The following is a 26,577-nucleotide window of genomic DNA, read 5'->3' on the forward strand; positions in this document are numbered from 1 at the left end:
ATGCAGCGCACCGTCGTGAACATGGCGTGGCTCACGCCGTAACCGCCCGACAGCGCAAGATGGCGCCCGGCGGGCGGTTACCCCGCACTCCTACCCCAGCGCGTGTGCCCAGCCGTGGACAGGGCCCATGTCCCGCTCGGCCATCGCCGCGCTTCCAGGCACTCCCAGACCAGCCGCGGGCATCCTCATGAGTTCTCAGCCGACCAGAAGATCCCACAACGCGCGGGCGACACCGCGAGCACACCAGCCTCGCGATCGGTAAAAAACAGACTGCGATTAAGTTGATCGAGGTATTTGCCGCGCGCCTTCGATCCCGAGACATCTCCGTTGGTCAAGAAGACCGTCTCCTCATCAAACTGACCGAGCCATGCCGTTGTCAGTGCGGCGGCCACATCACGAGGCATCTGGCGACTAGACATGACAACGTCAAACTCCGCGACAGCCATGCAGACATCCTCTGCGATGCTGCGACGCGCCTGACAGAAGTACGAGAGCTGCTCGGTCTGTAGCCGCATAAATTCAGCGTACTCGCACGCGACGATGCGAGGCTCGAACTTTGCTTCGGTCGCCGCTCGGTCGTGCGCAAAAACATGGATAACCTGCCAGCGCCGAGGATGAACACGGCTCGCGAGACTTGTTTTGATTGTCTCGAACTTGTCGTTCAGCATATAGAGCGCGCTCGTCGTCATAGGCCGATCACCTGGGGTAGGATGTCTGTATATGCACTCGATCGCCCGCGCCGGGGAGCCGGTATACTCTCACGAACGTTGTTGCGGACGATTGCTGACGTATTCTGGTGCCACCTGGCGAGGCGACTCGCGCCTCGGACTGAACCGAAGCGGTTATGTTGACCGCTGTCAAGCTAGGGTTGGAATCCAGCTGCGCCAGGGCCGCTTGCCCCTGTGGTGAATTGAGAGCGTCGAAGGTCGCTCGTGCTTGTTGCGCACAGGTGCGGTAGCTTGAACGATTCGCGTGTTCGGTATCGGCGCGAGCTTGTAGGCCAGCATCGCCAATGCTTCCATGTAGGCCCTGAGCGTGACCTGGAGGTTTCCCGACTCCTGGGCTACGCCCCTCGCTTTCTGCAAGAATTCGCCGTACTTCCGCACGACTGTAGCGTCGCGCAAAGATCAAGCCAAGCGGATCGAGCCAAAGAATAGGATTCGTGGCATAGATAAAAACGTGGATCCCGCCGTCGAGTCCTATCGGATCCGCGCTGATGAACCGCCCCGCGTCCGGGTCGTAGTACCTGAACCGGTTGTAACAGAGCCCCGTCTCCGGATCCTCGTACTGCCCCGGGAACCTGATCGCCGTCGAAGTCCTCGCCCCCGGCGCCGTCTCCGTGCGACCCCACGCCTCGCGCCGCAGCTCGCAGGCGACCTCGCCGCGGTCGTCGACGAGCCGCTCCGGGGTTCCGATCGGGTCGTTCACGTAATGGAACCACCCGCCGCCATCGCGGTGCGCGACCGGCGCGAACCCGCCGTCCTCGAAGCAGTAGGTCTTGACCTCGACCGCCGACAGCTCCCCGTCGGGCAGCACCCGTTGGGAGATCTCGTGCACGAGCACGTCGCCGTCCCACACGAACCGCGTCACCGAGCGCGGCCTGAAGGCCTGCAGAGAGCTCGCCGGCGCCTGGCCCACGCGCTTCTCCACGCGCCGGGCGAAGGGGTCGTACCGGAGCTCGATCCGATCGCCCGCCGGCGTGGTCACGCTCTCCAGGAGCCCGGCGAGATCCCACGTGTACTTCCAGGCCCGCCGCGCGCCGGTCGCCGGGTCCTCCTCCCATTTCTCGGCGAGCCGCCCCTCCGCATCCCACAGGTACCGGGTGTTCCCCTTGCGGACGAGTCGGTTGCCGCGCCCGTGCTCCCTCGGCACCGCACCCGGGCCGGCCTCGTAGCTGTTCCCCGCCGGGTCGTAGCGGAACACCTCGGCCCGGGCCTGCTCCGGCGCGCGCGCGAGGAGCTGTCCTACGGGATCATATCGATACGAAGTCCACCCCCGCCCCTGATCCCACGCGGCGCTCAGCTCGCCCACAGGATCGTACCGATACGTCATGTCCAGGGTGACGTTCTCCGGCCGCGGCCCGACCCACGCCGGCTCGCCCGGCCCCACGCGCACCTCGCGGGCCAGGCCCACCGCGCGCCGCCGCTCGACGCGACCGAAGACGTCGTACGCGCTCTCGATCCGCCCCCCGCCCGGCAGCGCCCGCGCCACCTCCCGCCCGAGCAGATCGCTCGCGTGGTCGACGACGACGCGCCCGTCCAGCACCGTCCGGCGCCGCTCTCCGAACGGCCCCCGCTCGATCGCCTCGGTGTGCCTGAGCGAGGTCTTGCGCAGAACGCGCTCGCCTTCCCGGTCATAGATGCTCTCGACCCGGTGCTCCACGCCAGCGACGATCTGGCGCTCCCGCACCACGCGTCCAGCGGCGTCGCGGTCGAGCCGGAGCTCACCGCCCGGCCACGTCACGCCCACCAAGTCGCCCAGAGCGTCGTACTCCAGCTCCTCGGCCGAGTCGTCCCAGTGCTCGCGGCGGATCAGCCGACCGGTCAGGTCGTACGCGAGCCGCACCAGGTCCCGCTCGCCATGCGACCGCCGGATCAGGTCGCCCGCCGCGTCGTATCCATAGCGGATCACCCGCCCGTCGAACGTGACCTCTTCGAGCACCTTGCCGCTGCCGTCACGCCGGAGCGCGTCCACCTCGCCCTGCTCGTTGCGCACCTCGACGAGCTCGCCCTCGGGGCTATAGCCGAGCCGCACCTCGTGGCCGTTCGGGTCACGGCGCACGCACAGCTTATGGTAGCCGCCCCACACGAACGACGTGACCCCGCCGTTCGCGTCGGCGATCTCGGTCAGGTGCTGCTCGCCATCGTAGGCGTAGCGCGTGGTCGCGCCGGTCGGGTCGGTGACCGCCGCCAGGTCGCCGCGCGCCGACCACCGGTACCGCGTCTCGGCGCCGAACGGGTCGATGACGGCGACGCGCCGGCCGAGCCGGTCGTGCCGGAAGCGCCACGTGGCGCCGCTGGCCAGCGTCACCTCGGCGCAGTTGCCGTGCGCATCGTACGACAACGCGGTGCGCTCGCCGCTCGGCGAGATCTCCTCGAGCACGAGCCCGCGCGCGTCGTACCGGCGGAACGTCGCCGCGCCCGTGGGATCGACATAGCGCGTCACGTTCCCGCGCGCGTCGCGCTCGAGCCGGTGCACGCCGCCCTTGGCATCGACGATCTCGACCGGCCAATCATTGGCGTCGCGCTCGATCGCCGTGACATGCACGAGCGGATCCGTGTACCGGATGACGCTCCCCCGCGCGTTGCGCTCGAACCGCTCGATCCCGCCGCGCTCGCTCGTGCGCGAGGTCATCCAGCCGTCCTCCCGGTAGGTCGCCGTCACGACCGCGCCGCCGATCACCTGCTTGTCGAGCGTGCCGTGCTCGTTGCCGTGAAAGCGCCGCGTCTGGCTGAAATCGACCACCTCGGTGAAGCCGACGTCCCAGTAGTTGACTTTGCAGTGGTGGATCCCCTTCCACCGCGTCTCCCCGTCGTGAAGGACCTCCGGCGGCTCGCCGGCCAGGCTCGGGTCGGCCTTGCCAGGGTAGTCTCCCCACGCCTCGATGCCGCGGCGCTGGCCGTCATAAACGAAGTGCCACGTCAGCCCATTGCGGTCGGTGTCCTCGACGAGCAGGTGCCGCTCGTCATAAGCATAGCGCCAGCCGTGGCCATCCGCGTCGGTCGCGGCCACGAGATCGCCGCGCGGGTCGCACGTCAGCGTGCCGAGCGCGAGCCGCTCGCCGCGCTCCTCATCGAGCTGCACCTCGATCGTGGTCACCCGCTGCTCGCCCGACGTCCTGTCGCGGAGCCGTACCCGCCGGCCCGCGCTGTCGGTCACCTCGACCAGCCGGCCATCCTTCTCGTCGTAGACCAGCGCGATGCGGTTGCCGTTGCGGTCCTCCACGGCCGTGAGCCGCACGCGCCGGTCGCCGTCCTGCACGCAGGCGAAACGCCGTTTCACGCCGTCGCCTGCGTCCAGGAGCCATCCGTCCGCCTCGCGCCGCAACCTGTAGCCCCACTTGCCGAGCACCGCCTCGCCCTCGGCGGGCTTCGGGAGATCCACCGCCGTGCCCAGCCCGGTCCACACGACCACCCGATGGCTCCGCACCTCGATCTCCCAGCCGAGCCTGTGCCCCCAACCGTGACCGAGCCCGGCGTCGCGATCGGCCATTGCGGCGCTGTACGAGCGCTCCCACGAGAGCGGCAGCGGCCCCGGCAGATCGCAGATCGGAACCGCGTGCGTGAAGACGCGGCCCGTGACGACATCGATGGGGTGCGAGACCGTCCCGCACTCAGGATACCGGTTCGGATCCGGCGCAGTCTTGCCCCCGCCGCCCGCGCTGCTGCCGCCGCTGCCGCCACCCGCCCCATGGTCCCCGGCGCCCCCACCGCCGCCCTGGCCGCCGCTGCCGCCGCCCCCGCCGCCTCCGCCCAGGATGAACACGCCGGGGTTCATCCCGGGGATCGCGGGGATGTTCGGCACAGGCGCAGTGCGGGCCATGGAGCCAGCAGTACCCGCCCTTCCACGGCGCTTCAATCGCCGGTCACACCCGAGCGCCGACGAACACTGGAGGGATGGTCCGCGCCATGAGCGCCGGCCGAGGCGCGTCTGCCGGCGGCACGGCGGCGATGGGGGCGCGCCGCGGCGGCGGTGGCTCAGCCGGGCGGCACGGCGGCCGGCGCGCCAGCCGGTGCAGGCGCGGCTGCGTCGGGGGACGCCGGCGCGGCGTCCGGCTGCTCCGACGGGTCTTCTTGCGGCGCGGCGTCCGTGTCGCGGGGCGACGCCCCGCGACCGCCGCGGCCCTTGTAGAGGGACGGCGCGATCGTCTCGACGTCTCCTTCGTTCCAGCGGAGGTAGGCGACGGCGCGGCGGGTCTGGTCGTACGCATTCACGAACAGCGTGAACGCGCGCGCCCTCTTGTCCGCGGCGTCGCTCGGGCCCGGGGCGGCGCCGTGCTCCCTCACGCCGAGGGCGGCGAGGAGCTCCGGCCCGAGCTCGCCGGCGCGCCTGACCTCATCCTCGGTCGCGGCGGTCTTCCCCGCGATCTCGGACCAGCTGCCGCTGAACAGCGCCGAGAGCGCGACGAGGTCGCTCGCCGTGTCCATGTGACCGTTCCCCGCCCGGATGTCCGCGACCGTCTCCGCGTCGACCAGGCCGCGGCGGGCCAGGGCCTCTGCGTCGCCGAGGAGATTCGCGCGCAGCGGTGCCGCCTCCTCGAGGAGCGGCTTCAGCCCGCTCTGCGATCCTCCGCTGGACAGCCACGCGAGGTGCGCATACCAAGCGGCGAGCGCGTAGGTCTCCAGCCGGTCGACCAGACCGACATCGTGCGTCGGCAATCGCTCGGCGATGAGAGGGCGCAGCGCCAGCAAGCCAGGGAGCACCCCGAGCACCTGAGAGACCGCGCGCGGGATATCGATGTTGATCGGGATGAGCGCGTCCCGCTCCAGCGCGTTCATCTCGGGCGCGGCCTCGTCGAACGCCGCCGCCGCATGGGGCGGCGCCGCGGGCTTCCTGGGAGCTGGCTTTTTCTTGAGCGGAGCAGAAGGCTTGGTCATGAGGGGAGCACCTCTCGCTGATGTCGGGCGCGGAGAGGCGAAGAGCCCTGTCGTGCTCTCGAGTCCCCCGCCCTGGGTTCGATACGACCGTCCGGCGCGCGCCGGGCGGTCCGCCTGGGATAATCACCCCGGTCAGGCCGTCAACGTCGCTGACTTGCTCTTCTGGATCGGGATCGATGCTCCGGAGGCAGCCAGCTGCCTGCCCGGGATCGGGATCGATGTCCCGGAGGCAGCCAGCTGCCTTCCCGGGATCGGGATCGATGTCCCGGAGGCAGCCAGCTGCCTTCCCGGGATCGGGATCGATGTCCCGGAGGCAGCCAGCTGCCTTCCCGGGATCGGGATCGATGTCCCGGAGGCAGCCAGCTGCCTTCCCGGGATCGGGATCGATGTCCCGGAGGCAGCCAGCTGCCTTCCCGGGATCGGGAACGATGCTCCGGAGGCAGCCAGCTGCCTCCCGAGGACCGTCATCAATGTCGCGGAGGCGGCCAGCTGCCCCCCGAGGACCGATGGCGGCGCGCCGCGCCGGGGACATGACGCCGGGGTGCGCCGGAGAGGGCTGGACCGGACCATCGCGGGCGTCCTCCGTGGCGCCGCGCGCCGGAGGGCGGAGCCGACGCGCGGCGTGAGCACATCGTGAACCGTTCGCGGATAACCAGCACGGACGCGATGTGGCACCGCGGGAGGGCAGGACCCGCGGCGCCGGGCCGTCGTCCAAGGGCGTCCGACCCGGGACGCGGAGGTCTACGGTGAAGCGGAGGTCACAGAACGATGGCGAGGTGGTCGCCGAGGGGCGCCGCGGCGAGGCGCCTCCGGCGGCGATCGGCCGGACCGGTCCCCCGCTCCTCAAGCCGGGCACCTGGTTCGTGCGCCGCTTCCGCGTCGATCGACTCCTCGGCCAGGGCGGCATGGGGGCGGTGTACGCCGTCACGGAGAAGGGCCAGAGCTGGGCGCTGAAGCTGGTGCGGTCCGAGTTCCTCGACGACCCGGATCAGCGCCGCCGGCTGCTGCGGGAGGGAGAGGTGCTCGCGCGGATGCGGCACCCGAACGTGGTCCAGGTCCACGAGGTAGGCCTCACCGACAACCTCACCGCCTGGTACCGGATGGAGCTGCTCGACGGCGTGACGTTCCGCGAGGAGCTCCGCCGCCGCAGGGCGCTCTCGCTCCCGCTCGCGTGCGCCACCGTCCGCGCCGCCGCGCTCGGCGCCGGCCACCTGCACCTGTTCGGCGGCATCCACCGCGACATCAAGCCGGAGAACCTCTTCATCGTGCGCGGACCGCGCGACGTGAAGCTCCTCGATTTCGGGCTCGCGCGGCTGAGCGGCGCCCCGGACACGCTGGACGCGCAGACCCACGGCTCCCCGCTCTACATGGCGCCCGAGCAGATCCGCGACGAGGTGCCGACGCCGGCGACGGACGTGTACGCGCTGGGGCTCATCGCCTACGAGGCCATCGCCGGGTTCCACCCGTTCGGCGATGCCCGCGCCGCGGGGCGGGTGGACGCCCTGTTCGCCAAGCACCTCAACGAGGTGCCGCCGCCGCTGACGCGGGTCGGCGTGCCGGAGGAGATCTCGGACGTGATCGCGCGGGCCGTCAACAAGGTCCCGCGCGAGCGGCACCGGGACGGGCTGGCGTTCGCCGACGCGTTGTGGGACGCGTTCCTCGCTATGCGCGATGCGCCAAGCACGCGCGACACCAACCCGGGCGAGCCGGAGATCTCGGAGGTCCTGCGGTGGGGCAACGAGCAGGCCGCGGCGACCACGGGGCCCGCGGCGCCCGACCGACCTCCGGCGAGCGTCGAGCGCGCCGCCGTCCCGGCGGCCGCCGCGGCGGGATCGCCGGGAGGAGCAGCGACGCGCCTGCTGCCGCGCGACCCGCAGGCCGGCCGCCAGGCCGGCGGCGAGGCCGATCCCGGGCAGCCCGGCACCGGCTGGGGCATGACCGAGCGCCTGCCGGAGCGCCTGCGGGACCCGAGCTGCGTCGCGGCGCTCGCGCAGCGGGCGCCGGACCCGCCGCTGGAGCAGGCCGCGGCGGCGTGGGTGCCCGTGGAGCACACCGTGCCGCTGCCGCGCAGGGCGCCGGTCGCCGGGGACGCCCGCGCGGGCGCGCGGCCGCCTGCCGGCGGCTCCCACGCGAGCACCGCGCGGGCCGCTGCGCCGGCGGGGCCGGTCGCGGCGCGCCCGGCGGCGGCGAGCGCGCGTGGCGCGACCGGAGCGCGGCCGCGGATCACACCGCGCACGCTGGCGATCGGGCTCTCGCTGGGGGTCGTGGTGAGCCTGCTCCTCCTCGACGTGATCCTCCGGCTCCAGAGCGCGCCGGCGGCGCCCTCGCCGGCGCGTGCGATCGACGCGCCGCCGTCGACGCCGGCGTCAGGAGCACCGCTCGCGCGCGCCGCGGGGCCTGCGGCGATCGAGCCGCCCGCCGCGACGGGGACTGTGGAGGGCGCGGGCGCCGCGGCGCCACGCGAGGCGCCCCCCGCCGACGGCGACGCCGGAGCCCGGCAGAGCGAAGGAAGCACCGCCCCGCCGACGGCCGTGCCGGCTGCCGTACCGGCGGCCGCGCCGACTGCCGTACCGACGCCGGTCGCGCCGGTCGCCGCGCCGCCGGCCACCAAGGCGAGGCCGAGGCGGCGGCCGGTCATCCGAGACCCCAAGTTCTATGACGAGTTCCTGGAGTAGCGGCCTGGCCGGGAGCGGCGTCCGACCGGGGACGCCGCGATACCGGCGGCCCGGCTCGATGTTCATGAGCAATCCCCGAAGGATCGCTGGACAACTGGTAGGAGAGGGCTCGGGACGGCGCGTCCCGGCACCACCCTGGACGGTCACGCGAGAGGTTTACGATGGCCACGAAATTGTGCGAGTTCGATCCCGTGCTGGTGGAGGTGGTGGAGCGCGCGCTGGCGCCGTACCGCGGGAAGCTGTCGCCGGAGCTCATCGAGCACATGCGCGAGGAGGCGCTCGTGCAGATGTCGACGCACCCGTATCCGGCCGCGCTGCTCGGGTCGATCCAGCAGCGGCCGCCGCCCGACGAGAGCCACGAGATCGCGCGGGGCGGCGCGCCCGGCAGCAAGGAGGAAGCCGAGCGCGGCGATCGCCGGGAATCAGGGCGACGCCGCGGGAGGAAGGGATGAGCAGGGACCGCAAGGGTCCTCCCCGGCCGCTGACGCCCGAGCAGCAGGCGCTCGTCGTGGGCGCGATCGACCTCGTCCGGGCCCGGGTGGCGGAGCTCGCGCCGTACGCGCGGCCCGAGGAGCGGGAGGAGCTCATCGCCTGGGGGTACTGGGGGGCGGTGGACGCGGCGTCGCGCTTCTCTCCGGCGAGGGGGACGCGCTTCACGACCTATGCGTATGCGTTCATCGCCGGTGAGATCCTCGACTGCTTGAAGCGGGAGCGGAAGGTCCGCCGGCTGATGCGCGCGGCGAGCTTGGCGGCGCGCACGTTCGTCGCGGAGACCTCCGATCGGTTCGACGTGATCTGGGACGACGAGGCGACGAACACCGGCAAGCTCGCGGACTACGCGATGAAGCTCGTCGCGACCATGGTCCTCGGGATCGTCGAGGCCGGGGACTCCCTCGACGACGTGGCGATCGACGTGGAGGACCGGCGCTGGGCGATCGGCCACGTGCGCGACGTGTACGCCGCGCTGGGCGACGCCGATCGCCGGCTGTATGCCCTGTACTACGTGGACCAGCGGCCGATGCACGAGGTGGCGGCGGAGCTCGGCGTCTCGGTCTCGACGGCGCGGCGCCGCCACGACGCGCTGCTCGACCGCGTGACGGCGGCGCTCGTCGAGCGCGGGGTGACGGCGCTGCCGCCGCGCGGATGAGCGACGAACGAGGGGAAGTGATGCGCATGGACGACCCGAAGCGGCCGGTGGTGAAGCCCGGCGACGATCCCAGGCTCGACTCGCTGATCGAGAAGCTCCGGCACGACGGGCAGGGCGGCGACCCGTTCTATCCCGTCGAGCAGCGCGCGGGTCTCGTGGCGGTGCGCAAGGCGGGCCGCCGCGCGGCGAAGCCGGGGGATCGGGGGGCGGACGGGGCGGAGGGGCAGGGGGGAGCGGCGGCGCCGGCGCGCGCGGCAGCGGGCTCGCCGCGCGCCGGGCTGCGCCAGGCGGCGGTCGTGCTCGCGGTGGTCGCGGTGGCCGCCGGCGCGATCGCGCTCTGGCCGGCGTCGCGCGCGGTGCGTGGCGAGGCGCCGGCGCGCGCCCCGTCGGCGGACGCGGGGGCGGCGCCCGCGCCGCCTGCGTCGGCGGCTCCTGCGTTGGCGCCCGCGCCGCCTGCGTCGGCGGCTCCTGCGCTGGTGCCCGCGCCGCCTGCGTCGGCGGCTCCTGCGCCGGCGCCGCCTGCTTCCGCGGGTCGTGCGCCCGCGCCCGCGCCGCCTGCATCGGTGGCTCCTGCGCCCGCGTCGCCTGCCTCCGCGGGTCGTGCGCCCGCGCCGCCGGCATCGCCCAAGCGAACGGTGGACGTTGCCGCGCCCAGCCCGGGGGGCCATGTCGGGATGCCCCAGGCCGCGCCGGCCGGAGTAAGCTCCGCGCGCGCAGGGGCGCCGCCGCCGGATAGCAGCGCGGTCGCTGGTCCACTGCCACCGGAGGTGTTCTGAAATGAAGGCGAGAGCGAGGAGGGCCCGCGCGGCGGGCTGGCTGGTGCTGGTCGTGGGTGCGCTGGCGGTAGCGCCGACGGCTGCGCGCGCACAGGGAGAGCAGGGTGCGCCGGCGGGCGCGCAGCCAGCGCCCGCGAGCGCGCAGCCGGCGCCCGCGAGCGCCGAGGCGGCGCAGGCCTCCCGCGAGGCGGACGCGGCGTTCGCGCGGGGCAAGGAGCTGTACCGGCTCGGGAAGCTCGACGCGGCGTACGAGCAGTACCGGACGGCGTGGTCGCTGAAGCAGAGCTACGACATCGCGGCGAACCTCGCCAACGCGGAGCTCCAGCGCGGGATGAAGGTCGAGGCGGCGGAGCACCTCGCGTTCTGCCTGCGGAGCTTCCCGGCGACGGGTAACGCGGCGCAGCACGATCAGGTCCGGGCGCAGTTCCGCGCCGTGCGCAAGGAGGTGGGGTCGATCGTCGTCAAAGCGAACCTGGATGGCGCCGAGGTGTCGTTCAACGGGACCGCGGTGGGGCGCACGCCGTTCCGGCACGAGGTGTTCGTGAAGCCCGGGACGATCGCGGTGGAGGCGCGGCTCGCCGGCCACGAGCCGGCGCTCGTCACGCTGGAGATCCCTGCCGGCGAGGTGAACACGGCGGATCTCACCCTGCTGCCGCCGTCGGCGCTCGAGCGGCCCGCGCCGCCGGCGCTGGCGCCGCCGCGCGCCGAGGCCCCGGTGCCCGCGCCGCGCGAGGGGGCGGACACGATCGGGCCGCGGCCGGAGGTGCTGATCGCGGGCGGGGCGGTCGCCGGCGCGGGCGTGATCGCGGGGGTGATCTTGACGGCGCTCGCGGTCGGGCGGGACGGCGACGCGGACGAGCAGCGGGACGCGCTGGTGCGCGAGGGCGGCCCGGCGGCGTGCGCGGTGGACTCGCCGAAGTGCGCGGCGCTGCGCGACGCGCTGGAGGGCGCGGCGGACCTGAAGAACGCCGCGCTGTGGACCTTCGTGGGCGCCGGGGCCGTCGGGCTCGCGACCGGGGCGTACGCGCTCTGGGGCGGCGGGGCGCCGCGCCAGGGCGCCGTGACGGCGCGCGCCGTCACGGCGGCGCCGGTCGTGACCGCCGGCGGCGGCGCGCTCTTGATCCGGGGGACGTGGTGAGGGGCGAAGCGGGGCGTGAGGAGGAGCGACGCATGCGTCACTGGCGCGGGCTGATGGGCATCACGGCGATGGCCTTCGGGGCGGCGATGGTGCCCGGCACGGGGTGCGTGTTCGGCGTGGATTACAACGACTGCGCGGAGTACCCGGGCGGGGTGTGCGGCGGCGGTACGGGCGGCAGCGGCGGGGAGGAGCCGCCGGATCCTTGCGAGGCGGATCCGCGGGAGGACCCGAGCGTGGTGAGCGAGGTGTGCGGGGTGTTCGCGCGGGCGGGGGCTGAGGAAGGAGGAGAGGGGACGCGGCAGAGGCCGTACGGGTCGCTGCAGGAGGCGATCGAGAAGGCGGCGGCGGAGGGCAAGCGGGTGTACGCGTGCGCGGAGGGGGAGGCGGCGTTCGAGGAGAGCGTGAAGGTCGAGGCGGGGCTCGAGGTGATCGGGAGCTTCGATTGCGCGGGGTGGGTGCTGGAGGCGGGGAAGAAGAGCGCGCTCGCGGGGCCGGCGGACCAGGTGGCGCTGACGCTCGGGGAAGGGGCGGACGGGGCGCGGGTGGAAGGGTTCGCGATCCGGGCGGCGGACGCGAAGCAGGAGGGCGGGTCGTCGATCGGGGTGGTGGTGGCCGACGTGGAGGCGGAGCTCGCGGAGGTGGAGGTGACCGCGGGCAACGGCAAGGACGGGGCGAGAGGGACGACGCCGGAAGAGGCGCCGGTGGCCGGGGCGAGCGCGGAGGCCGGGGGTGCGTCGAACGCGTGCGTGGCGGAGAACGCGGTGCTGGGCGGGGCCGCGGGCGTGACGAGCTGCGAGGACGGCGAGACGGCCGGCGGGCGCGGGGGGCTGGGCGGGATCGGGGAGACGGACGAGGGCAACGGGCAGGCGGGGGAGGACGGCGGGCCGGTGCCGGAGGAGAATCCGACAGGGCGAGGCCTTGGAGGGATCGGGGAAACGGCGAGCCAGGAATGTGAGCAAGGCGCGAACGGCAAGAGCGGCACCGCCGGCCCTGCCGGCGTCGGCGGGACGGGCGCGACGCTGGCGCTGACGGGCCTGAGCGGTGGCGACGGCGACCCGGGCAAAACCGGCGGCCGTGGTCAAGGCGGAGGCGGGGGCGGCGGGGCGAAGGCGGGGCTGTTCTGCAAGCTCGGACCGGACACCATCGACGGCGTGGGGGCCAGCGGCGGAGGCGGCGGGGCCGGGGGCTGCGGCGGGAAGGGAGGCGGCGGAGGGCAGGCGGGCGGCTCGAGCGTGGGGATCGTGAGCCTGGGCAACCGGCTGACGCTGACCGGGGTGACGGTCGCGGTGGGCAAGGGCGGCAACGGCGGCGCCGGCGCGGCGGGGCAAAATGGAGCCACTGGCGGTAATGGCGCTGTCGGTGGGTCCGCATCAGCGACCCCACCCAGCAAAGCCGGGTGCGATGGCGGAAAGGGTGGCGCAGGCGGTCCAGGTGGCGCCGGTGGTGGCGGCCGGGGCGGCTATGCCGTAGGCGTTGCGTATGCGGTGACGCCCAGCGAAGCGCCTGCGGTGCAATTCGCCGCGGGCGCAGCCGGCACCGGCGGCAACGCCGGCCCTGGAGGCGCGATGGAAAACGCCGGAGCGCCGGGGAGCGAAGGGAGCTGCTGGGACTTCGCGAAGCGGTCGCCGTGTGGAGGCTGAAGCGATGAGGGCTTCCAAGACGATGACGCCGCACGAGGTCCTGCTGTCGATGTTGGCGGACGACGCCGACGTCCAGAGAGCGCTCGTCCAGATGAGAGGCTGGGCGGAGCAGCTGGCTGCCGCCGAGCATGAGGCCGCGGCGGAGGACGATGAGGTGTGGGTGAGGGCGGCGCCGGCGGCATGTGAGGCCGACGTGCACAGGTCGCTCGTGGCGTCGCTCGGCACGGCGGTCTTGGTGCTGGTGATCCTGTGCGGCGTGGCGCTGGTGGCGCTGCGCCTGCGGTGACGTAGCGACGTAGCGAGAGGGCCGCGCGCGGCGCGGCCGCACCAATCAGGGAAACGCGCGCCGCGCAGCGCGGCGCGCCATGGCTCGGCTCGTCTCATCGACGAGCATGCGAGGAGGACGATCGTGTATCCACAGCTCGCCATCGAGGCGGCGGCGCAGTCGGACGTGGGGCGGCGGCGGAGCCGCAACGAGGACAGCTTCGCGGCGCTGCCGTACCTGGGGCTGTTCATGGTGGCCGATGGGCTCGGGGGCAACGCGGCCGGCGAGGTGGCGTCGCGGATGGCGATCGAGGTGGTCAAGAGCTGCTTCGAGGAGGGGGACGATCTCGAGGACACGTGGCCCTACGGCGCGGCGAGGCCGCGCCATCAGGACGAGGTGCGGCTGGTGCTGAGCGTGCGGCGGGCCAACCGGGCGATCTACGAGGCGAGCCAGCAGAAGGACGAGATGCGGGGGATGGCGACCACCTTCGCGGGCGTGCTGCTGGGGCCGGGGATGGCGTACATCGCGCACGTGGGCGACTCGCGGGTCTACCGGCTGCGTGAGGGGAAGCTGGAGCGGCTGACGCAGGACCACACGCTGCTGGAGGAGCTGCTCCGGGACGGCGACGGCGCGCTGGAGGCGCTCGAGGCGCTGAGCGACCGGGCGAGCGCGGTGACGCGGGCGCTGGGATGCGATGAGAGCGTGGCGATCGAGTCGCGGGTGGAGGCGACGGCGCCGGGGGACGTGTTCCTCGTGTGCTCGGATGGGCTGTGGGGGCCAGTGCCGGAAGAGCGGATCGCGGGCGTGCTGCGGGCGCACGGGGAGCTGAGCCTCGCGGCGAGCTTGCTGGTCGACCTCGCAAACGAGCACGGCGGGCCGGACAACGTGACGTGCGTACTGGCGCGCCTCGGAGGCGGGTGAGGTGCGCGGCGGCGAGGTGCTGCGGCTGGAACTGTGGCTTGCGTGCGGCGAGGCGCTCCGGGTAGATCGGGTGGCGATCCGGGAGGGCGTGTCGTCGCTCTTCGCGGTGGAGGTGGAGGCGGTGTCGCCGGAGCCGTGGGTCGACCTCGGCGCCATCGCGGGCCAGCCGGCGGCGCTGCGCATCGAGGCCGGCGAAGGCAGTGGACTGCACGGCGAGCGGGTGTGGTCGGGGGTGTGCAGTCACGTGCGGCAGGTGCACGCGCTCGAGCTGCGCGGGGGCGAGCTCGGCGTCTCGACGTACGCGCTGACGATCGTGCCGGCGCTGTGGCGGCTCTCGCTGCGCACCGACCACCGGATCTACCAGCACCAGTCGGTGCCGGAGATCGGGCGCGCGCTGCTCGAGGCATGGGGGCTCGATGCGACGTGGCGGATCGACGCGACCGAGCACCCGCGGCTCGCGTACAAGGTGCAGTACGGGGAGACGGACCTCGACTTCTTCCAGCGCCTGCTGGAAGAGGCGGGGATTGCCTACGCGCTGCTCGATGATGGGGAGCGCTCGCGGCTGGTGCTTGCCGACGCATTGCGCCAGAGCGCGCCGCAGCGGGATTCGCCGATCGCGTACGTCGACCAGCCGCGCGATGTACGCGCGCGCGCCTGGGTAACGCGTGTGGCCGTGGAGCAGCACGCGCGCGCCGACGCGGTGACGCTGCGCGATTATGATTTTCAGCACCCGGCGTGGGCGCTGGTCGGGCCGGCGCGGAGCGCCGCCTGCGGCGACGCGCGCACCGAGCGGTACCGGTACCAGCCGGGCGCGTGCGTCATCGAGCGTGGCGACGCCGCCTCGCACGACGACCGCCACGTAACAAGGCTCGCGACGCGGGCCCTGGAGGCGGAGCTTACGGGGGCGTGCTCGATCTCGTTCCAGACCAACGCGCTCGACCTGCAACCTGGCATGGTTTTCGCGGTTGAAGGCCACCCGCGGCCGGAGCTCGACCCGCGGGTGGGGCTGCTGGTGACGTCGCTGTGGATCGAGGGACGCGCCCGGGGCAATTGGTCGGTGAGCGGCACGGCGGTGCCGGCGTCGGCACCGTACCGGCCGGCGCGGCGGACGGCGAAGCCGGTGGTGCACGGGATGCAAAGTGGCGTGGTCGTCGGCCCGCCCGGCGAGGAGATCCATACGGACACGCACGGCCGGGTGCGGGTACAATTCCCGTGGGATCGGATCGGCGATCACGACGAGCACAGCTCGTGCTGGCTGCGCGTGTGCCAGGGCTGGGCGGGCGCCGGGTACGGGCTGTTCGCGCTGCCGCGCGTGGGGCAGGAGGTGCTGGTCGCCTTTCTGGAAGGCGATCCGGACCAGCCGGTGGTGGTGGGGCGCCTTTCCAACGCGCTCAACCCGGTGCCGCTGAAGCTCCCGGAGGAGCGGACGCAAAGCCTGTGGCGCAGTGCGTCGTCGCCGGGGGGCGAAGGCTTCAACGAGCTGCGTTTCGAGGACCGCAAGGGAGCGGAGCTGGTGGCGCTGCGGGCCGAGCGTCAGCTGCGCACCGAGGTGGGGCGCGACGAGGCACTCGTGGTGCGGGGAAGCCGCGCGAAGAGCGTCGGAGGGGACGAGAGTGCGCGGACCGAAGGGCGGGTGGTGGCGTATGTGGGCAAAGACGCACACCTCACCGTCGATGGGGAGCTCCGCGAGCGGGTGGGCGGCACGCGGTCGCTCACGGTGGACGGCGACCGGCACGAGCGGGTCGGCGGGGTGGCGGTGCTGGAGGCGGGCGGCGCGATCCACCTGAAGGCCGGCGGCGCAATCGTGATCGAGGCGGGCGACGTGACGCTGCGTGGGCCGGGGGGCTTTGTGCGGATCGACGCCAGCGGCGTGTCGATCGACGGTGGCGCTGTGAAGATCCAGCAGGGCGGCGCGCCCGGCGGAGCGCCGACGGCGCGGCCGGCGCTGCCGCTGGTGCCGGCGGGCGCCCCGGTGCGGGCGGATCCTTTGCGGCTGCCGCTGCTCGGCTTCGCCGGTGGGTTGCCGCCGATGCAAGCCGGGGGCCTCGGCGGCGGAGGCGGGCCGCTCACGCCGGAGGAGGGGGCCGTGTGCGGCTTCATCTGCCGGTGTAAGGAGGAGCGGCTCCGGCAGCAGTGCGTGACCAGGCACATCCGGGCGCTGGAGGACGCGTCGGCGCACTCGAGCCCGCTCAAGGCCGAGGTGCCCTACGACATGAGCAAGGATCCACCTGAGCCCATCATGAGCAAGAACGACCCGCGTCGAGCGACGCGGAGCAGTCCCAAGGGAAGCAGGATCCCGGACGTGGTGGTGGTGAAGGACGGCACGAAGCCGCCGACGCAGGACAACATCAAGGAGGTGATCGAGGTCAAGTTTCCTCCAGATAAGCTCAAAGATCTACAACGAGCGGACTATGTGGTGATTGCTGGCAGGGCGCCCTTTGTAGAACTCGGGCCTGAGCGCTGCGGCTGTCCGCCCCAGAACAAGCCGCAGCCGCAGGAGATTACCACGGGTGACGTGGCGGAAGTGGCGGCGCTGTCACTCCTGGTGCTCGCGCTGGTGCTGGATGACGCCGTGCCAGGGGGCCAGGCCGATGACGTGGCCATCCCGCCCGCGGTCGCGCGGATCCTCAGCAAACTCGCGCCGCTCCTCCGCGGTCCAGTGAGTGTTCCATGACGGATGAGGAGAGTATGTCGGAAGAAGTGAAAGAGATGATGGAGGTGCTCGATGAGCACCTGGTGGTCAGGGACAGGGAGGGGCGCCCGGTCCTGCAAGTCGCGCTCTTAGCAACCCTGTACTTCGAGAACGCCTACAAACGGGAGGTGCGCGAGGCGGTGGTCTCGTGCTGCGACGACTACTTCCGTCGTTGTGGCCATCGCCTTCGTTGGGCGCTCAACCCGGATACGGAGGTGATGGAGCCATTCGACAACGGAAGAGGTTCGAATCCTCGATCATGGCTCGTGGGGTTGGGCGAAGATGAGGGGTTTTCGCTCATCTATCACGGAGCGGAGTACGACCGAGGCGCGAGCGCTTTCTACGCGAGCGCCTTGGGGTTGCCACGAAGGCCGTTCGTGGAGCTTGGTTTTTTTCGAATGGCATTCCCCCTGCTCTGGTTTGCGGACTCGTCGGAGTCGCTGTCGGAGGTGATGCTCGAGGTGTGCCGCAAGCTGAAGCCGGTGAGCGGCTACGCCGGCATCGGCGTGGTCGAGTCCCCTGATAGTTCGATCAGTAACCTGTATGAGCCTGTCGTGTATGACTGGGCCCAGCGGTTCCCCGGGCTAGAGGTGGATTATCCCATATGTCACCTGAGTTGGCTGCGTAAGGGAAGGGGCGGTGGCGGCGGTATCAAGGGTGTTGACTGGTTGACCGTGCTCGGGGAGCGGTGGATTGTAGAGATGGGAGGAGTCGATAAGATTGAGGCCGATCTGGGTGCGCTAGATAGCCGGTTTGGGATTCGTCGGTTCGAGGGAGGCGTCCTGATCCAGGCCGGGCCACATCCACAGCTTGGTGACGCAGAGCGCAACGTCTGGCCGGAGCTGTATGTGAAGCTGTCGAAGTACCTCAAGCCGATCCGCATCACGGAGCACCGGCCGTTCCATTACGCTGGCCCGGGGCTCCGCTTCGATCTGGACCGCAGCGAGGCGTGGCTTCGGCGCTTCGACGACCGCTGAGCGTGAAGGAGAGTCCAGATGAGGATCACGATCAAGCAAGGGCCATCTCCCCTCGCCATGACGATGCGGGACGCCGATGACGGACGCACCCCTCCCAGCCCGCGCGGAGCGCGGGCTATGGGAGGGGCCGGCGGCGCGCAGGCGCGAAGCGCCGAGCACCGACGGGGGGTGGGCATCGCTCTCTTCTTCTGCTGCATTTTCTCTGTGTGGTCCTGCGGTGGCGATGAAGCATCCCCGCGCAGCCCCGGCGGGGAGGAGCCGCCGGATCCTTGCGAGGCGGATCCGCGGGAGGACCCGAGCGTGGTGAGCGAGGTGTGCGGGGTGTTCGCGCGGGCGGGGGCTGAGGAAGGAGGAGAGGGGACGCGGCAGAGGCCGTACGGGTCGCTGCAGGAGGCGATCGAGAAGGCGGCGGCGGAGGGCAAGCGGGTGTACGCGTGCGCGGAGGGGGAGGCGGCGTTCGAGGAGAGCGTGAAGGTCGAGGCGGGGCTCGAGGTGATCGGGAGCTTCGATTGCGCGGGGTGGGTGCTGGAGGCGGGGAAGAAGAGCGCGCTCGCGGGGCCGGCGGACCAGGTGGCGCTGACGCTCGGGGAAGGGGCGGACGGGGCGCGGGTGGAAGGGTTCGCGATCCGGGCGGCGGACGCGAAACAGGAGGGCGGGTCGTCGATCGGGGTGGTGGTGGCCGACGTGGAGGCGGAGCTCGCGGAGGTGGAGGTGACCGCGGGCAACGGCAAGGACGGGGCGAGAGGGACGACGCCGGAAGAGGCGCCGGTGGCCGGGGCGAGCGCGGAGGCCGGGGGTGCGTCGAACGCGTGCGTGGCGGAGAACGCGGTGCTGGGCGGGGCCGCGGGCGTGACGAGCTGCGAGGACGGCGAGACGGCCGGCGGGCGCGGGGGGCTGGGCGGGATCGGGGAGACGGACGAGGGCAACGGGCAGGCGGGGGAGGACGGCGGGCCGGTGCCGGAGGAGAATCCGATGCGTAAAGGCCTCGGAGGCGTGGGGGAAACGGCGTCTCAAGACTGCGACAGAGGAAATGACGGCAAGAGCGGCACCGCTGGCCCTGCCGGCACCGGTGGGACGGGCATGACCCTTGCGCTCACCGGGCTGAGCGGGGGCGACGGCGACCCGGGCAAAACCGGCGGCCGGGGTCAAGGCGGAGGCGGGGGCGGCGGGGCGAAGGCGGGGCTGTTCTGCAAGCTCGGTCCGGACACCATCGACGGCGTGGGAGCCAGCGGCGGAGGGGGCGGGGCCGGGGGCTGCGGCGGGAAGGGAGGCGGCGGCGGGCAGGCGGGCGGCTCGAGCGTGGGGATCGTGAGCCTGGGCAACCGGCTGAAACTGACCGGGGTGACGATCGCGGTGGGCAAGGGCGGCAACGGAGGGGCCGGCGCGGCGGGGCAAAGCGGCGCCGCTGGCGGCAATGGGGCCGCGGGTGGGACGGCTTCGGGGACGGCGCCTTCCAGGCCCGGGTGCCAGGGAGGAAACGGCGGTCTCGGCGGCCCAGGTGGCGCCGGTGGTGGCGGCCGGGGCGGCTATACCGTAGGCGTTGCGTATGCGGTGACGCCCAGCGAAGCGCCTGCGGTGCAATTCTCTGCGGGCACAGCCGGCACCGGCGGCAACGCCGGCCCCGGAGGCGCCATGGAAAACGCCGGAGCACCGGGGAACGAAGGGAGCTGCTGGGACTTCGCGAAGCGGTCGCCGTGTGGAGGCTGAAGCGATGAAGTCCCCGAAAGAGACAACGGCCCGGCGGCATCCATGGGTCGATCCGGTGTGGAGCGCGACCACGCCGGAAGCGCGGAAGGAGCAGCTTGCGCGGCTCACCCGGGCGCAGACGCGCGGCTCGCTGCTGCTCCGGATAGCGCGAGATGCGGACGTGCGGGAGGCGCTCGCGGAGGTGGCGGCCAAGGCGAAGGCGCTGAAAGCCCTGGAGCGAGAGGTCACCGAGGCGTGGGTGAGCGTGGTGCTGGTGGAGGGCGCAGGCGAGAGGCGCAGATCGCGGCTCGGCACGGTGGTCTTGGTGCTGGCGGTCGCGTGCGGCGCGGCGCTCGCCGTGCTCGGGCTGCGCTGACGTAGCGACGTAACGAACCAGCGACGTAGCGAAGGCCGCGCGCGGCGTGGCCTCACCAATCAGGGAAACGCGCGCCGCGCAGGGCGGCGCGCCATGGCTCGGCTCGTCTTGTCGACGGGCGCGCGAGGAGGACGATCGTGTATCCACAGCTCGCCATCGAGGCGGCGGCGCAGTCGGACGTGGGGCGGCGGCGGAGCCGCAACGAGGACAGCTTCGCGGCGCTGCCGTACCTGGGGCTGTTCATGGTGGCCGATGGGCTCGGGGGCAACGCGGCCGGCGAGGTGGCGTCGCGGATGGCGATCGAGGTGGTCAAGAGCTGCTTCGAGGAGGGGGACGATCTCGAGGACACGTGGCCCTACGGCGCGGCGAGGCCGCGCCATCAGGACGAGGTGCGGCTGGTGCTGAGCGTGCGGCGGGCCAACCGGGCGATCTACGAGGCGAGCCAGCAGAAGGACGAGATGCGGGGGATGGCGACCACCTTCGCGGGCGTGCTGCTGGGACCGGGCATGGCGTACATCGCGCACGTGGGCGACTCGCGCGTCTACCGGATGCGCGGGGGCCAGTTGGAGCGGCTGACGCGCGATCACACGCTGCTGGAGGAGCTCTTGCGGGACGGCGACGGCGCGCTCGAGACACTCGAAGCGCTGAGCGACCGGGCGAACGCGGTGACGCGGGCGCTGGGGTGCGACGAGAGCGTGGCGATCGAGTCGCGGGTGGAGGCGACGGCGCCGGGGGATGTGTTCCTCGTGTGCTCGGATGGGCTGTGGGGGCCGGTGCCCGAGGAGCGGATCGCGGGGGTCCTTGAAACGCACCAGGACCTGAGCCTTGCGGCGAGCTTGCTGGTCGACCTCGCAAACGAGCACGGGGGGCCGGACAACGTGACGTGCGTGCTGGCGCGGCTAGGAGGCGGGTGACGTGCGCGGCGGGGACGTGCTCCGGCTGGATCTGTCGCTCGCGAGCGGCGAGGCGCTGCGCGTCGAGCGGGTGGCGATCCGCGAGGCGCTGTCGTCGCTCTTCACGGTGGAGGTGGAGGCGGTGTCGCCCGAGCCGTGCGTCGACCTCAAGGCGATCGCGGGGCAACCGGCGGCGTTGCGGATCGAGGCCGGCGAGGGGAGCGGGCTCTCCGGCGAGCGGGTGTGGTCGGGCGTGTGCAGCCACGTGCGGCAGGTGCACGCGCTGGAGGTGCGTGGCGGAGACATCGGCGTATCGACGTACGCGCTGACGATCGTGCCGGCGCTGTGGAGGATGGCGCTGCGCACCGACCACCGGATCTACCAGCACCAGTCGGTGCCCGAGATCGGGCGCGCGATGCTCGACGCGTGGGGGCTCGATGCGACGTGGCACGTCGACGAGAAGGAGCACCCGCGGCTCGCGTACAAGGTGCAGTATGGGGAGACGGACCTCCACTTCTTCCAGCGCCTGCTGGAGGAGGCGGGGATTGCGTACGCGCTGCTGGACGATGGGGAGCGCTCGCGGCTCGTGCTGGCCGATGCGCTGCACCAAAGCGCGCCGCGGCGGGATGCGCCGCTCGCGTACACGGACCAGCCGCTCGATGTACGCGCGCACGCCTGGGTAACGCGTGTGGCCGTGGAGCAGCACGCGCGCGCCGACGCGGTGACGCTGCGCGACTATGATTTTCAGCGCCCGGCGTGGGCGCTGGTCGGGCCGGCGCGGAGCGCGGGCTGCACCGACGCGCGCACCGAGCGGTACCGGTACCAGCCGGGCGTGAGCATGGTGGAGGGGGGGCGCGACGGCGCCGCGTCGCACGACGACCGCCACGCGGCGAGACTCGCGGCGCGAGCGCTGGAGGCGGAGCATACGGGGGCGTGCTCGATCTCGTTTCGTACCAACGCGCTCGACCTGCGACCTGGCACGGTTTTCGCAGTCGAGGGCCATCCGCGGCCGGAGCTCGACCCGCGGGTGGGGCTGCTGGTGACGTCGCTGTGGATCGAGGGCAGCGCCCGGGGCGGTTGGTCGGTGAGCGGGATGGCAGTGCGGGCGTCGGACCCATACCGGCCGGCGCGGCGGATAGCGAAGCCGGTCGTGCACGGGATGCAGAGCGGCGTGGTCGTTGGCCCGCCCGGCGAAGAGATCCACACCGACGCGCATGGCCGGGTGCGGATACAGCTTCCGTGGGACCGGCTCGGCGGGCACGACGAGCACAGCTCGTGCTGGCTGCGCGTGTGCCAGGGCTGGGCCGGCGCCGGGTACGGGCTCTTCGCACTGCCGCGCGTGGGGCAGGAGGTGCTGGTCGCCTTTCTGGAGGGAGATCCTGACCAGCCCGTCGTCGTGGGGCGCCTTTCGAACGCGCTCAACCCGGTGCCGCTGAAGCTGCCCGAGGAGCGGACGCAGAGCCTGTGGCGCAGTGCGTCGTCGCCGGGCGGTGGGGGCTTCAACGAGCTGCGTTTCGAGGACCGCAAGGGGGCGGAGCTGGTGTCGCTGCGCGCCGAGCGGCAGCTGCGCACCGAGGTGGGGCGCGACGAGGCGCTCGTGGTGCGGGGGAGCCGCGCGAAGGGCGTCGGCGGCGACGAGAGCACGCGGATCGAAGGGCGCACTGTCGCCTATGTGGGCAAGGACGCCCACGTCACCGTGGAGGGCGAGCTGCGCGAGCGGGTCGGCGGCGCGCGATCGCTGACGGTCGACGGCGACCGGCACGAGCGGATCGGCAGGGTGGCGGCGCTGGAGGCGGGCGGGACGATCCATTTGAAGGCCGGCGGGGCGATCGTGATCGAGGCGGGCGACGTGACGCTGCGCGGGCCGGGGGGCTTCGTGCGGATCGACGCGAGCGGGGTGTCGATCAACGGCGGCGCTGTGAAGATCCAGCAGGGCGGCACGCCCGGCGGGGCGCCAGCGGCGCGGCCGGCGCTGCCGCTCTTGCCGGCCGGCGCCCTGATGCGATCGGAGCCTGTACGGCTGCCGCTGCTCGGCTTCGCGGGCGGCCTGCCGCCGATGCAAGCCGGGGGCCTCGGCGGCGGGGGCGGGCCGCTCACACCCGAGGAGGGGGCTGTGTGCGGCTTCATCTGCCGGTGCAAGGAAGAGCGGCTCCGGCAGCAATGCGTGACCAGGCACATCCGGGCGCTAGAGGACGCGTCGGCGCAGACGAGCCCGCTCAAGGCCGAGGTGCCCTACGACATGAGCAAGGATCCACCTGAGCCCGTCATGAGCAAGAACGACCCGCGGCGTGCGACGCGGAGCAGTCCGAAGGGGAGCAGGATCCCGGACGTGGTGGTGGTCAAGGACGGTACGAAGCCGCCGACCCAGGACAACATCAAGGAGGTCATCGAGATCAAGTTCCCTTCAGACAAGCTCGACGAGGAGCAGCGAAGGGAATATACCGAAATCGCCGGCACAGCCCGGTTTGAAGTGCTTGGACCCGATCGGTGCGGCTGTCCGCGCCAGAAGCCGCAGCCGCAGGGGATGACGGCCGGTGACGTGGCGGAAATTGCCGCGCTGACGCTGCTCGTGATGGCACTGGTGCTGGATGACGCCGTGCCAGGGGGCCAGGCCGATGACGTGGCCATCCCGCCCGCGGTCGCCCGGATCCTCGGCAAGCTCGCGCCACTTCTCCGGGGGCCTGTGAGTGTTCCATGATGGAGGAGATGATGTCGGACGAAACGAACGAGATGATGGGGGTGCTCGATGACCGTCTAAGGGTCAAGGACGACGAGGGGCGTACGATCCTCCAGGTTGCGCTCCTGGCAACCGTGTACTTCGAGGACGCCCACAAGCGGGAGGTGCGGGAGGCGGTGGTCTCGTGCTGCGAAGACTACTTCAGGCGTTGTGGTACTCATCTGCGCTGGGCGCTGCACCCAGAGAAGCGGTTGATGGAACCGTATGGCAAGGGCAAGGGGTCGGACCCTCGCGCGTGGCTGTTGGGGTTCGGAGAAGATGAGGGCTTCTCGCTCATCTATCATGCCGCCGAGTACGAGCGGGGCGCGAGCTCTTTCCTTGCGCATGCGCTGGGTGCCAAGAAGCGGCCCTTCGTCGATTTGGGGTTCTTTCGGGTTGCGTTTCCGCTGCTCTGGTTTGTGGATTCGTTGGAGTCCTTTCCGGAGGTGATGCTTGAGATGTGCCGCAGGCTGAGGCCGGTGAGCGGCTATGGAGGCATCGGCGTGGTCGAGTCTCCTGATGGCTCGATTAGCAGCCTGTATGAGCCTGTCGTCTATGATTGGGCCCAGAGATTTCCCGGGCTGGAGGCGGATTATCCAATAACGCATTCCATCTGGCTGCGTAAAGGTAGGAGCGGTAATGGCGGTATTAAGGGTGTCAATTGGCTCACGGCGCTGGGGGAGTGCTGGGTTGTGGAGATGGGAGGTGTAGACAAGCTCGAGGCTGAGTTGCGCGCGTTGGATGGGAGATTTGTTGTCCACCGGTTCGACGGAGGTCTGATGGTTCAGGCAGGCCCACGCCCGCAGCTTGGCGACGCGGAGCGCAACGTCTGGCCGGAGCTCTATGTCAAGCTGTCGAAGTACCTGAAGCCGATCCGGATCACGGAACACCGGCCCTTTCAGTATGGAGGCCCGGGGCTCCGCTTCGACCTCGAGCGGAGCGAGGCGTGGCTTCGGCGCTTCGACGACCGCTGAGCGTGGAGGCGAGATTCAGATGGAGGAGACCATGGGCAAGCCGTTTTCGACCTCCTTGGGGGCAACGCGAGACACCATCGGAGGACGCACCCCTCCCAGCCCGCGCGGAGCGCGGGCTATGGGAGGGGCCGGCGGCGCGCAGGCGCGAAGCGCCGAGCACCGACGGGGGGTGGGCATCGCTGTCTTCTTCTGCTGCATTTTCTCTGTGTGGTCCTGCGGTGGCGATGAAGCATCCCCGCGCAGCCCTTGCGGGGAGGAGCCGCCGGATCCTTGCGAGGCGGATCCGCGGGAGGACCCGAGCGTGGTGAGCGAGGCGTGCGGGGTGTTCGCGCAGGCGGGGGCGGAGGAAGGAGGAGAGGGGACGCGGCAGAGGCCGTACGGGTCGTTGCAGGAGGCGATCGAGAAGGCGGCGGCTGAGGGCAAGCGGGTGTACGCGTGCGCCGAGGGGGAGGCGGCGTTCGAGGAGAGCGTGAAGGTCGAGGCGGGGCTCGAGGTGATCGGGAGCTTCGATTGCGCGGGGTGGGTGCTGGAGGCGGGGAGGAAGAGCGCGATCTGGGGGCCGGCGGACCAGGTGGCGCTGACGCTCGGGGAAGGGGCGGAGGGGGCGCGGGTGGAAGGGTTCGCGATCCGGGCGGCGGACGCGAAGCAGGAGGGCGGGTCGTCGATCGGGGTGGTGGTGGCCGACGTGGAGGCGGAGCTCGCGGAGGTGGAGGTGACCGCGGGCAACGGCAAGGACGGGGCGAGAGGGACGACGCCGGAAGAGGCGCCGGTGGCCGGGGCGAGCGCGGAGGCCGGGGGTGCGTCGAACGCGTGCGTGGCGGAGAACGCGGTGCTGGGCGGGGCCGCGGGCGTGACGAGCTGCGAGGACGGCGAGACGGCCGGCGGGCGCGGCGGGCTGGGCGGGATCGGGGAGACGGACGAGGGCAACGGGCAGGCGGGGGAGGACGGCGGGCCGGTGCCGGAGGAGAATCCGATGCGTAAAGGCCTCGGAGGCGTGGGGGAAACGGCGTCTCAAGACTGCGACAGAGGAAATGACGGCAAGAGCGGCACCGCTGGCCCTGCCGGCACCGGTGGGACGGGCATGACCCTTGCGCTCACCGGGCTGAGCGGGGGCGACGGCGACCCGGGCAAAACCGGCGGCCGGGGTCAAGGCGGAGGCGGGGGCGGCGGGGCGAAGGCGGGGCTGTTCTGCCAGGTCGGCACGGAGATCCGCGACGGCGTGGGAGCCAGCGGCGGAGGCGGCGGGGCCGGGGGCTGCGGCGGGAAGGGAGGCGGCGGAGGGCAGGCGGGCGGCTCGAGCGTGGGGATCGTGAGCCTGGGCAACCGGCTGACGCTGACCGGGGTGACGGTCGCGGTGGGTAAGGGCGGCAACGGAGGCGCCGGGGCGGCGGGGCAAAGCGGCGCCGCTGGCGGCAATGGGGCCGCGGGTGGGACGGCTTCGGGGACGGCACCCAGCAAAGCCGGGTGCGATGGCGGAAAGGGTGGCGCAGGCGGCCCAGGTGGCGCGGGTGGTGGCGGCCGGGGCGGCTATGCCGTAGGCGTTGCGTATGCGGTGACGCCCAGCGAAGCGCCTGCGGTCCAATTCGCCGCGGGTACACCCGGCTTCGGCGGCAACGCCGGCCCTGGAGGCGCGATGGAAAACGCCGGAGCGCCGGGGAGCGAAGGGAGCTGCTGGGACTTCGCGAAGCGGTCGCCGTGTGGGGGCTGAAGCGATGAGGGCTTCCAAGACGATGACGCAGCACGAGGTCCTGCTGTCGATGTTGGCGGACGACGCCGACGTGCAGAGAGCGATCGTCCAGATGAGGGGCTGGGCGGAGAAGCTGGCTGCCGCCGAGCCAGAGGTCGAGGCGGAGGACCACGAGGCGTGGGTGAGGGCGGTGCAGGCGGCGTGTGAGGCCGGCAAGCACAGGTCGCTCGTGGCGTCGCTCGGCACGGTGGCCTTGGTGTTGGCGATCCTGTGCGGCGTGGTGCTGGTGGCGCTGCGCCTGCGGTGACGTGGCGAAGCCGCGACGCAGTGACGTGACATAGCGAGAGGGCCGCGCGCGGCGCGGCCGCACCAACCAGGGAAACGCGCGCCGCGTAGCGCGGCGCGCCTTTGGCTCGG

20 protein-coding genes are annotated in these 26,577 nt (G+C 72.2%); 17 read left to right on the forward strand and 3 right to left on the reverse strand.

Features of this window, described 5'->3' with window-relative positions; all coding sequences use genetic code 11:
* Nucleotides 1–185 precede the first annotated feature (185 nt).
* The 3 genes from WME98_RS37865 to WME98_RS37875 all read right to left on the reverse strand — a co-directional run bounded on the left by WME98_RS37865 (nt 186) and on the right by WME98_RS37875 (nt 5,597).
* Complete coding sequence (locus tag WME98_RS37865) at nt 186–668, reverse strand: hypothetical protein (RefSeq protein ID WP_437946561.1); 483 nt, start codon at nt 666–668, stop codon at nt 186–188.
* Nucleotides 669–696: 28 nt separating this feature from the next.
* Nucleotides 697–4,542, reverse strand: coding sequence for an RHS repeat-associated core domain-containing protein (locus tag WME98_RS37870; protein WP_437946562.1), 3,846 nt, complete (start codon nt 4,540–4,542; stop codon nt 697–699).
* Nucleotides 4,543–4,697: 155 nt separating this feature from the next.
* Nucleotides 4,698–5,597 carry a hypothetical protein gene (locus WME98_RS37875; RefSeq protein ID WP_437946564.1) on the reverse strand — a complete coding sequence of 300 codons (900 nt, stop codon included), beginning with the start codon at nt 5,595–5,597 and terminating at the stop codon, nt 4,698–4,700.
* Between the two features lie 746 nt (nt 5,598–6,343).
* Here WME98_RS37875 and WME98_RS37880 point away from each other — a divergent pair.
* The 17 genes from WME98_RS37880 (at nt 6,344) to WME98_RS37960 (ending at nt 26,467) form a co-directional block, all read left to right on the forward strand.
* Complete coding sequence (locus WME98_RS37880) at nt 6,344–8,272, forward strand: serine/threonine-protein kinase (protein WP_437946565.1); 1,929 nt, start codon at nt 6,344–6,346, stop codon at nt 8,270–8,272.
* Between the two features lie 161 nt (nt 8,273–8,433).
* Nucleotides 8,434–8,724, forward strand: a complete 291-nt coding sequence (locus WME98_RS37885; RefSeq protein ID WP_437946566.1) for a hypothetical protein — start codon at nt 8,434–8,436, stop codon at nt 8,722–8,724.
* Entirely contained in the window at nt 8,721–9,419 is a 699-nt protein-coding gene (locus WME98_RS37890) for a sigma-70 family RNA polymerase sigma factor (RefSeq protein ID WP_437946567.1), read from the forward strand. The genes WME98_RS37885 and WME98_RS37890 overlap by 4 nt, the downstream gene beginning before the upstream one ends.
* A gap of 26 nt (nt 9,420–9,445) precedes the next feature.
* Nucleotides 9,446–10,195 carry a hypothetical protein gene (locus WME98_RS37895; RefSeq protein ID WP_437946568.1) on the forward strand — a complete coding sequence of 250 codons (750 nt, stop codon included), beginning with the start codon at nt 9,446–9,448 and terminating at the stop codon, nt 10,193–10,195.
* Between the two features lies 1 nt (nt 10,196).
* A complete protein-coding gene (locus WME98_RS37900) occupies nt 10,197–11,333 on the forward strand; it encodes a PEGA domain-containing protein (protein WP_437946570.1) in 1,137 nt (378 codons plus the stop codon).
* Between the two features lie 32 nt (nt 11,334–11,365).
* A complete protein-coding gene (locus WME98_RS37905; RefSeq protein ID WP_437946572.1) occupies nt 11,366–12,973 on the forward strand; it encodes a hypothetical protein in 1,608 nt (535 codons plus the stop codon).
* Between the two features lie 4 nt (nt 12,974–12,977).
* Entirely contained in the window at nt 12,978–13,259 is a 282-nt protein-coding gene (locus WME98_RS37910) for a hypothetical protein (RefSeq protein ID WP_437946573.1), read from the forward strand.
* A 123-nt stretch (nt 13,260–13,382) separates the two neighbouring features.
* On the forward strand, nt 13,383–14,159 hold the full coding sequence (locus WME98_RS37915; RefSeq protein ID WP_437946575.1) for a PP2C family protein-serine/threonine phosphatase: 777 nt from the start codon (nt 13,383–13,385) through the stop codon (nt 14,157–14,159).
* Between the two features lies 1 nt (nt 14,160).
* Nucleotides 14,161–16,833 (forward strand): type VI secretion system tip protein TssI/VgrG, encoded by a 2,673-nt coding sequence (gene tssI, locus WME98_RS37920; protein WP_437946576.1) that lies wholly within the window; start codon nt 14,161–14,163, stop codon nt 16,831–16,833.
* Between the two features lie 14 nt (nt 16,834–16,847).
* Nucleotides 16,848–17,828: a type VI immunity family protein gene (locus WME98_RS37925; RefSeq protein ID WP_437946577.1), complete on the forward strand. Its 981-nt coding sequence runs from the start codon at nt 16,848–16,850 to the stop codon at nt 17,826–17,828.
* A gap of 300 nt (nt 17,829–18,128) precedes the next feature.
* On the forward strand, nt 18,129–19,535 hold the full coding sequence (locus WME98_RS37930; RefSeq protein ID WP_437946578.1) for a hypothetical protein: 1,407 nt from the start codon (nt 18,129–18,131) through the stop codon (nt 19,533–19,535).
* Nucleotides 19,536–19,539: 4 nt separating this feature from the next.
* Nucleotides 19,540–19,890 (forward strand): hypothetical protein, encoded by a 351-nt coding sequence (locus WME98_RS37935; protein ID WP_437946579.1) that lies wholly within the window; start codon nt 19,540–19,542, stop codon nt 19,888–19,890.
* 137 nt (nt 19,891–20,027) lie between these two features.
* On the forward strand, nt 20,028–20,804 hold the full coding sequence (locus tag WME98_RS37940) for a PP2C family protein-serine/threonine phosphatase (protein WP_437946581.1): 777 nt from the start codon (nt 20,028–20,030) through the stop codon (nt 20,802–20,804).
* 1 nt (nt 20,805) lies between these two features.
* Nucleotides 20,806–23,481 (forward strand): type VI secretion system tip protein TssI/VgrG, encoded by a 2,676-nt coding sequence (gene tssI, locus WME98_RS37945; RefSeq protein WP_437946582.1) that lies wholly within the window; start codon nt 20,806–20,808, stop codon nt 23,479–23,481.
* Nucleotides 23,478–24,473: a type VI immunity family protein gene (locus WME98_RS37950; protein ID WP_437946584.1), complete on the forward strand. Its 996-nt coding sequence runs from the start codon at nt 23,478–23,480 to the stop codon at nt 24,471–24,473. Before tssI (WME98_RS37945) ends, WME98_RS37950 begins: the two co-directional genes overlap by 4 nt.
* A gap of 301 nt (nt 24,474–24,774) precedes the next feature.
* On the forward strand, nt 24,775–26,181 hold the full coding sequence (locus WME98_RS37955; RefSeq protein ID WP_437946585.1) for a hypothetical protein: 1,407 nt from the start codon (nt 24,775–24,777) through the stop codon (nt 26,179–26,181).
* Nucleotides 26,182–26,203: 22 nt separating this feature from the next.
* Nucleotides 26,204–26,467 carry a hypothetical protein gene (locus WME98_RS37960; RefSeq protein WP_437946586.1) on the forward strand — a complete coding sequence of 88 codons (264 nt, stop codon included), beginning with the start codon at nt 26,204–26,206 and terminating at the stop codon, nt 26,465–26,467.
* Nucleotides 26,468–26,577 lie beyond the last annotated feature (110 nt).

This window comes from Sorangium sp. So ce296, assembly GCF_051529605.1.
GTDB lineage: Bacteria > Myxococcota_A > Polyangia > Polyangiales > Polyangiaceae > Sorangium > Sorangium cellulosum_D.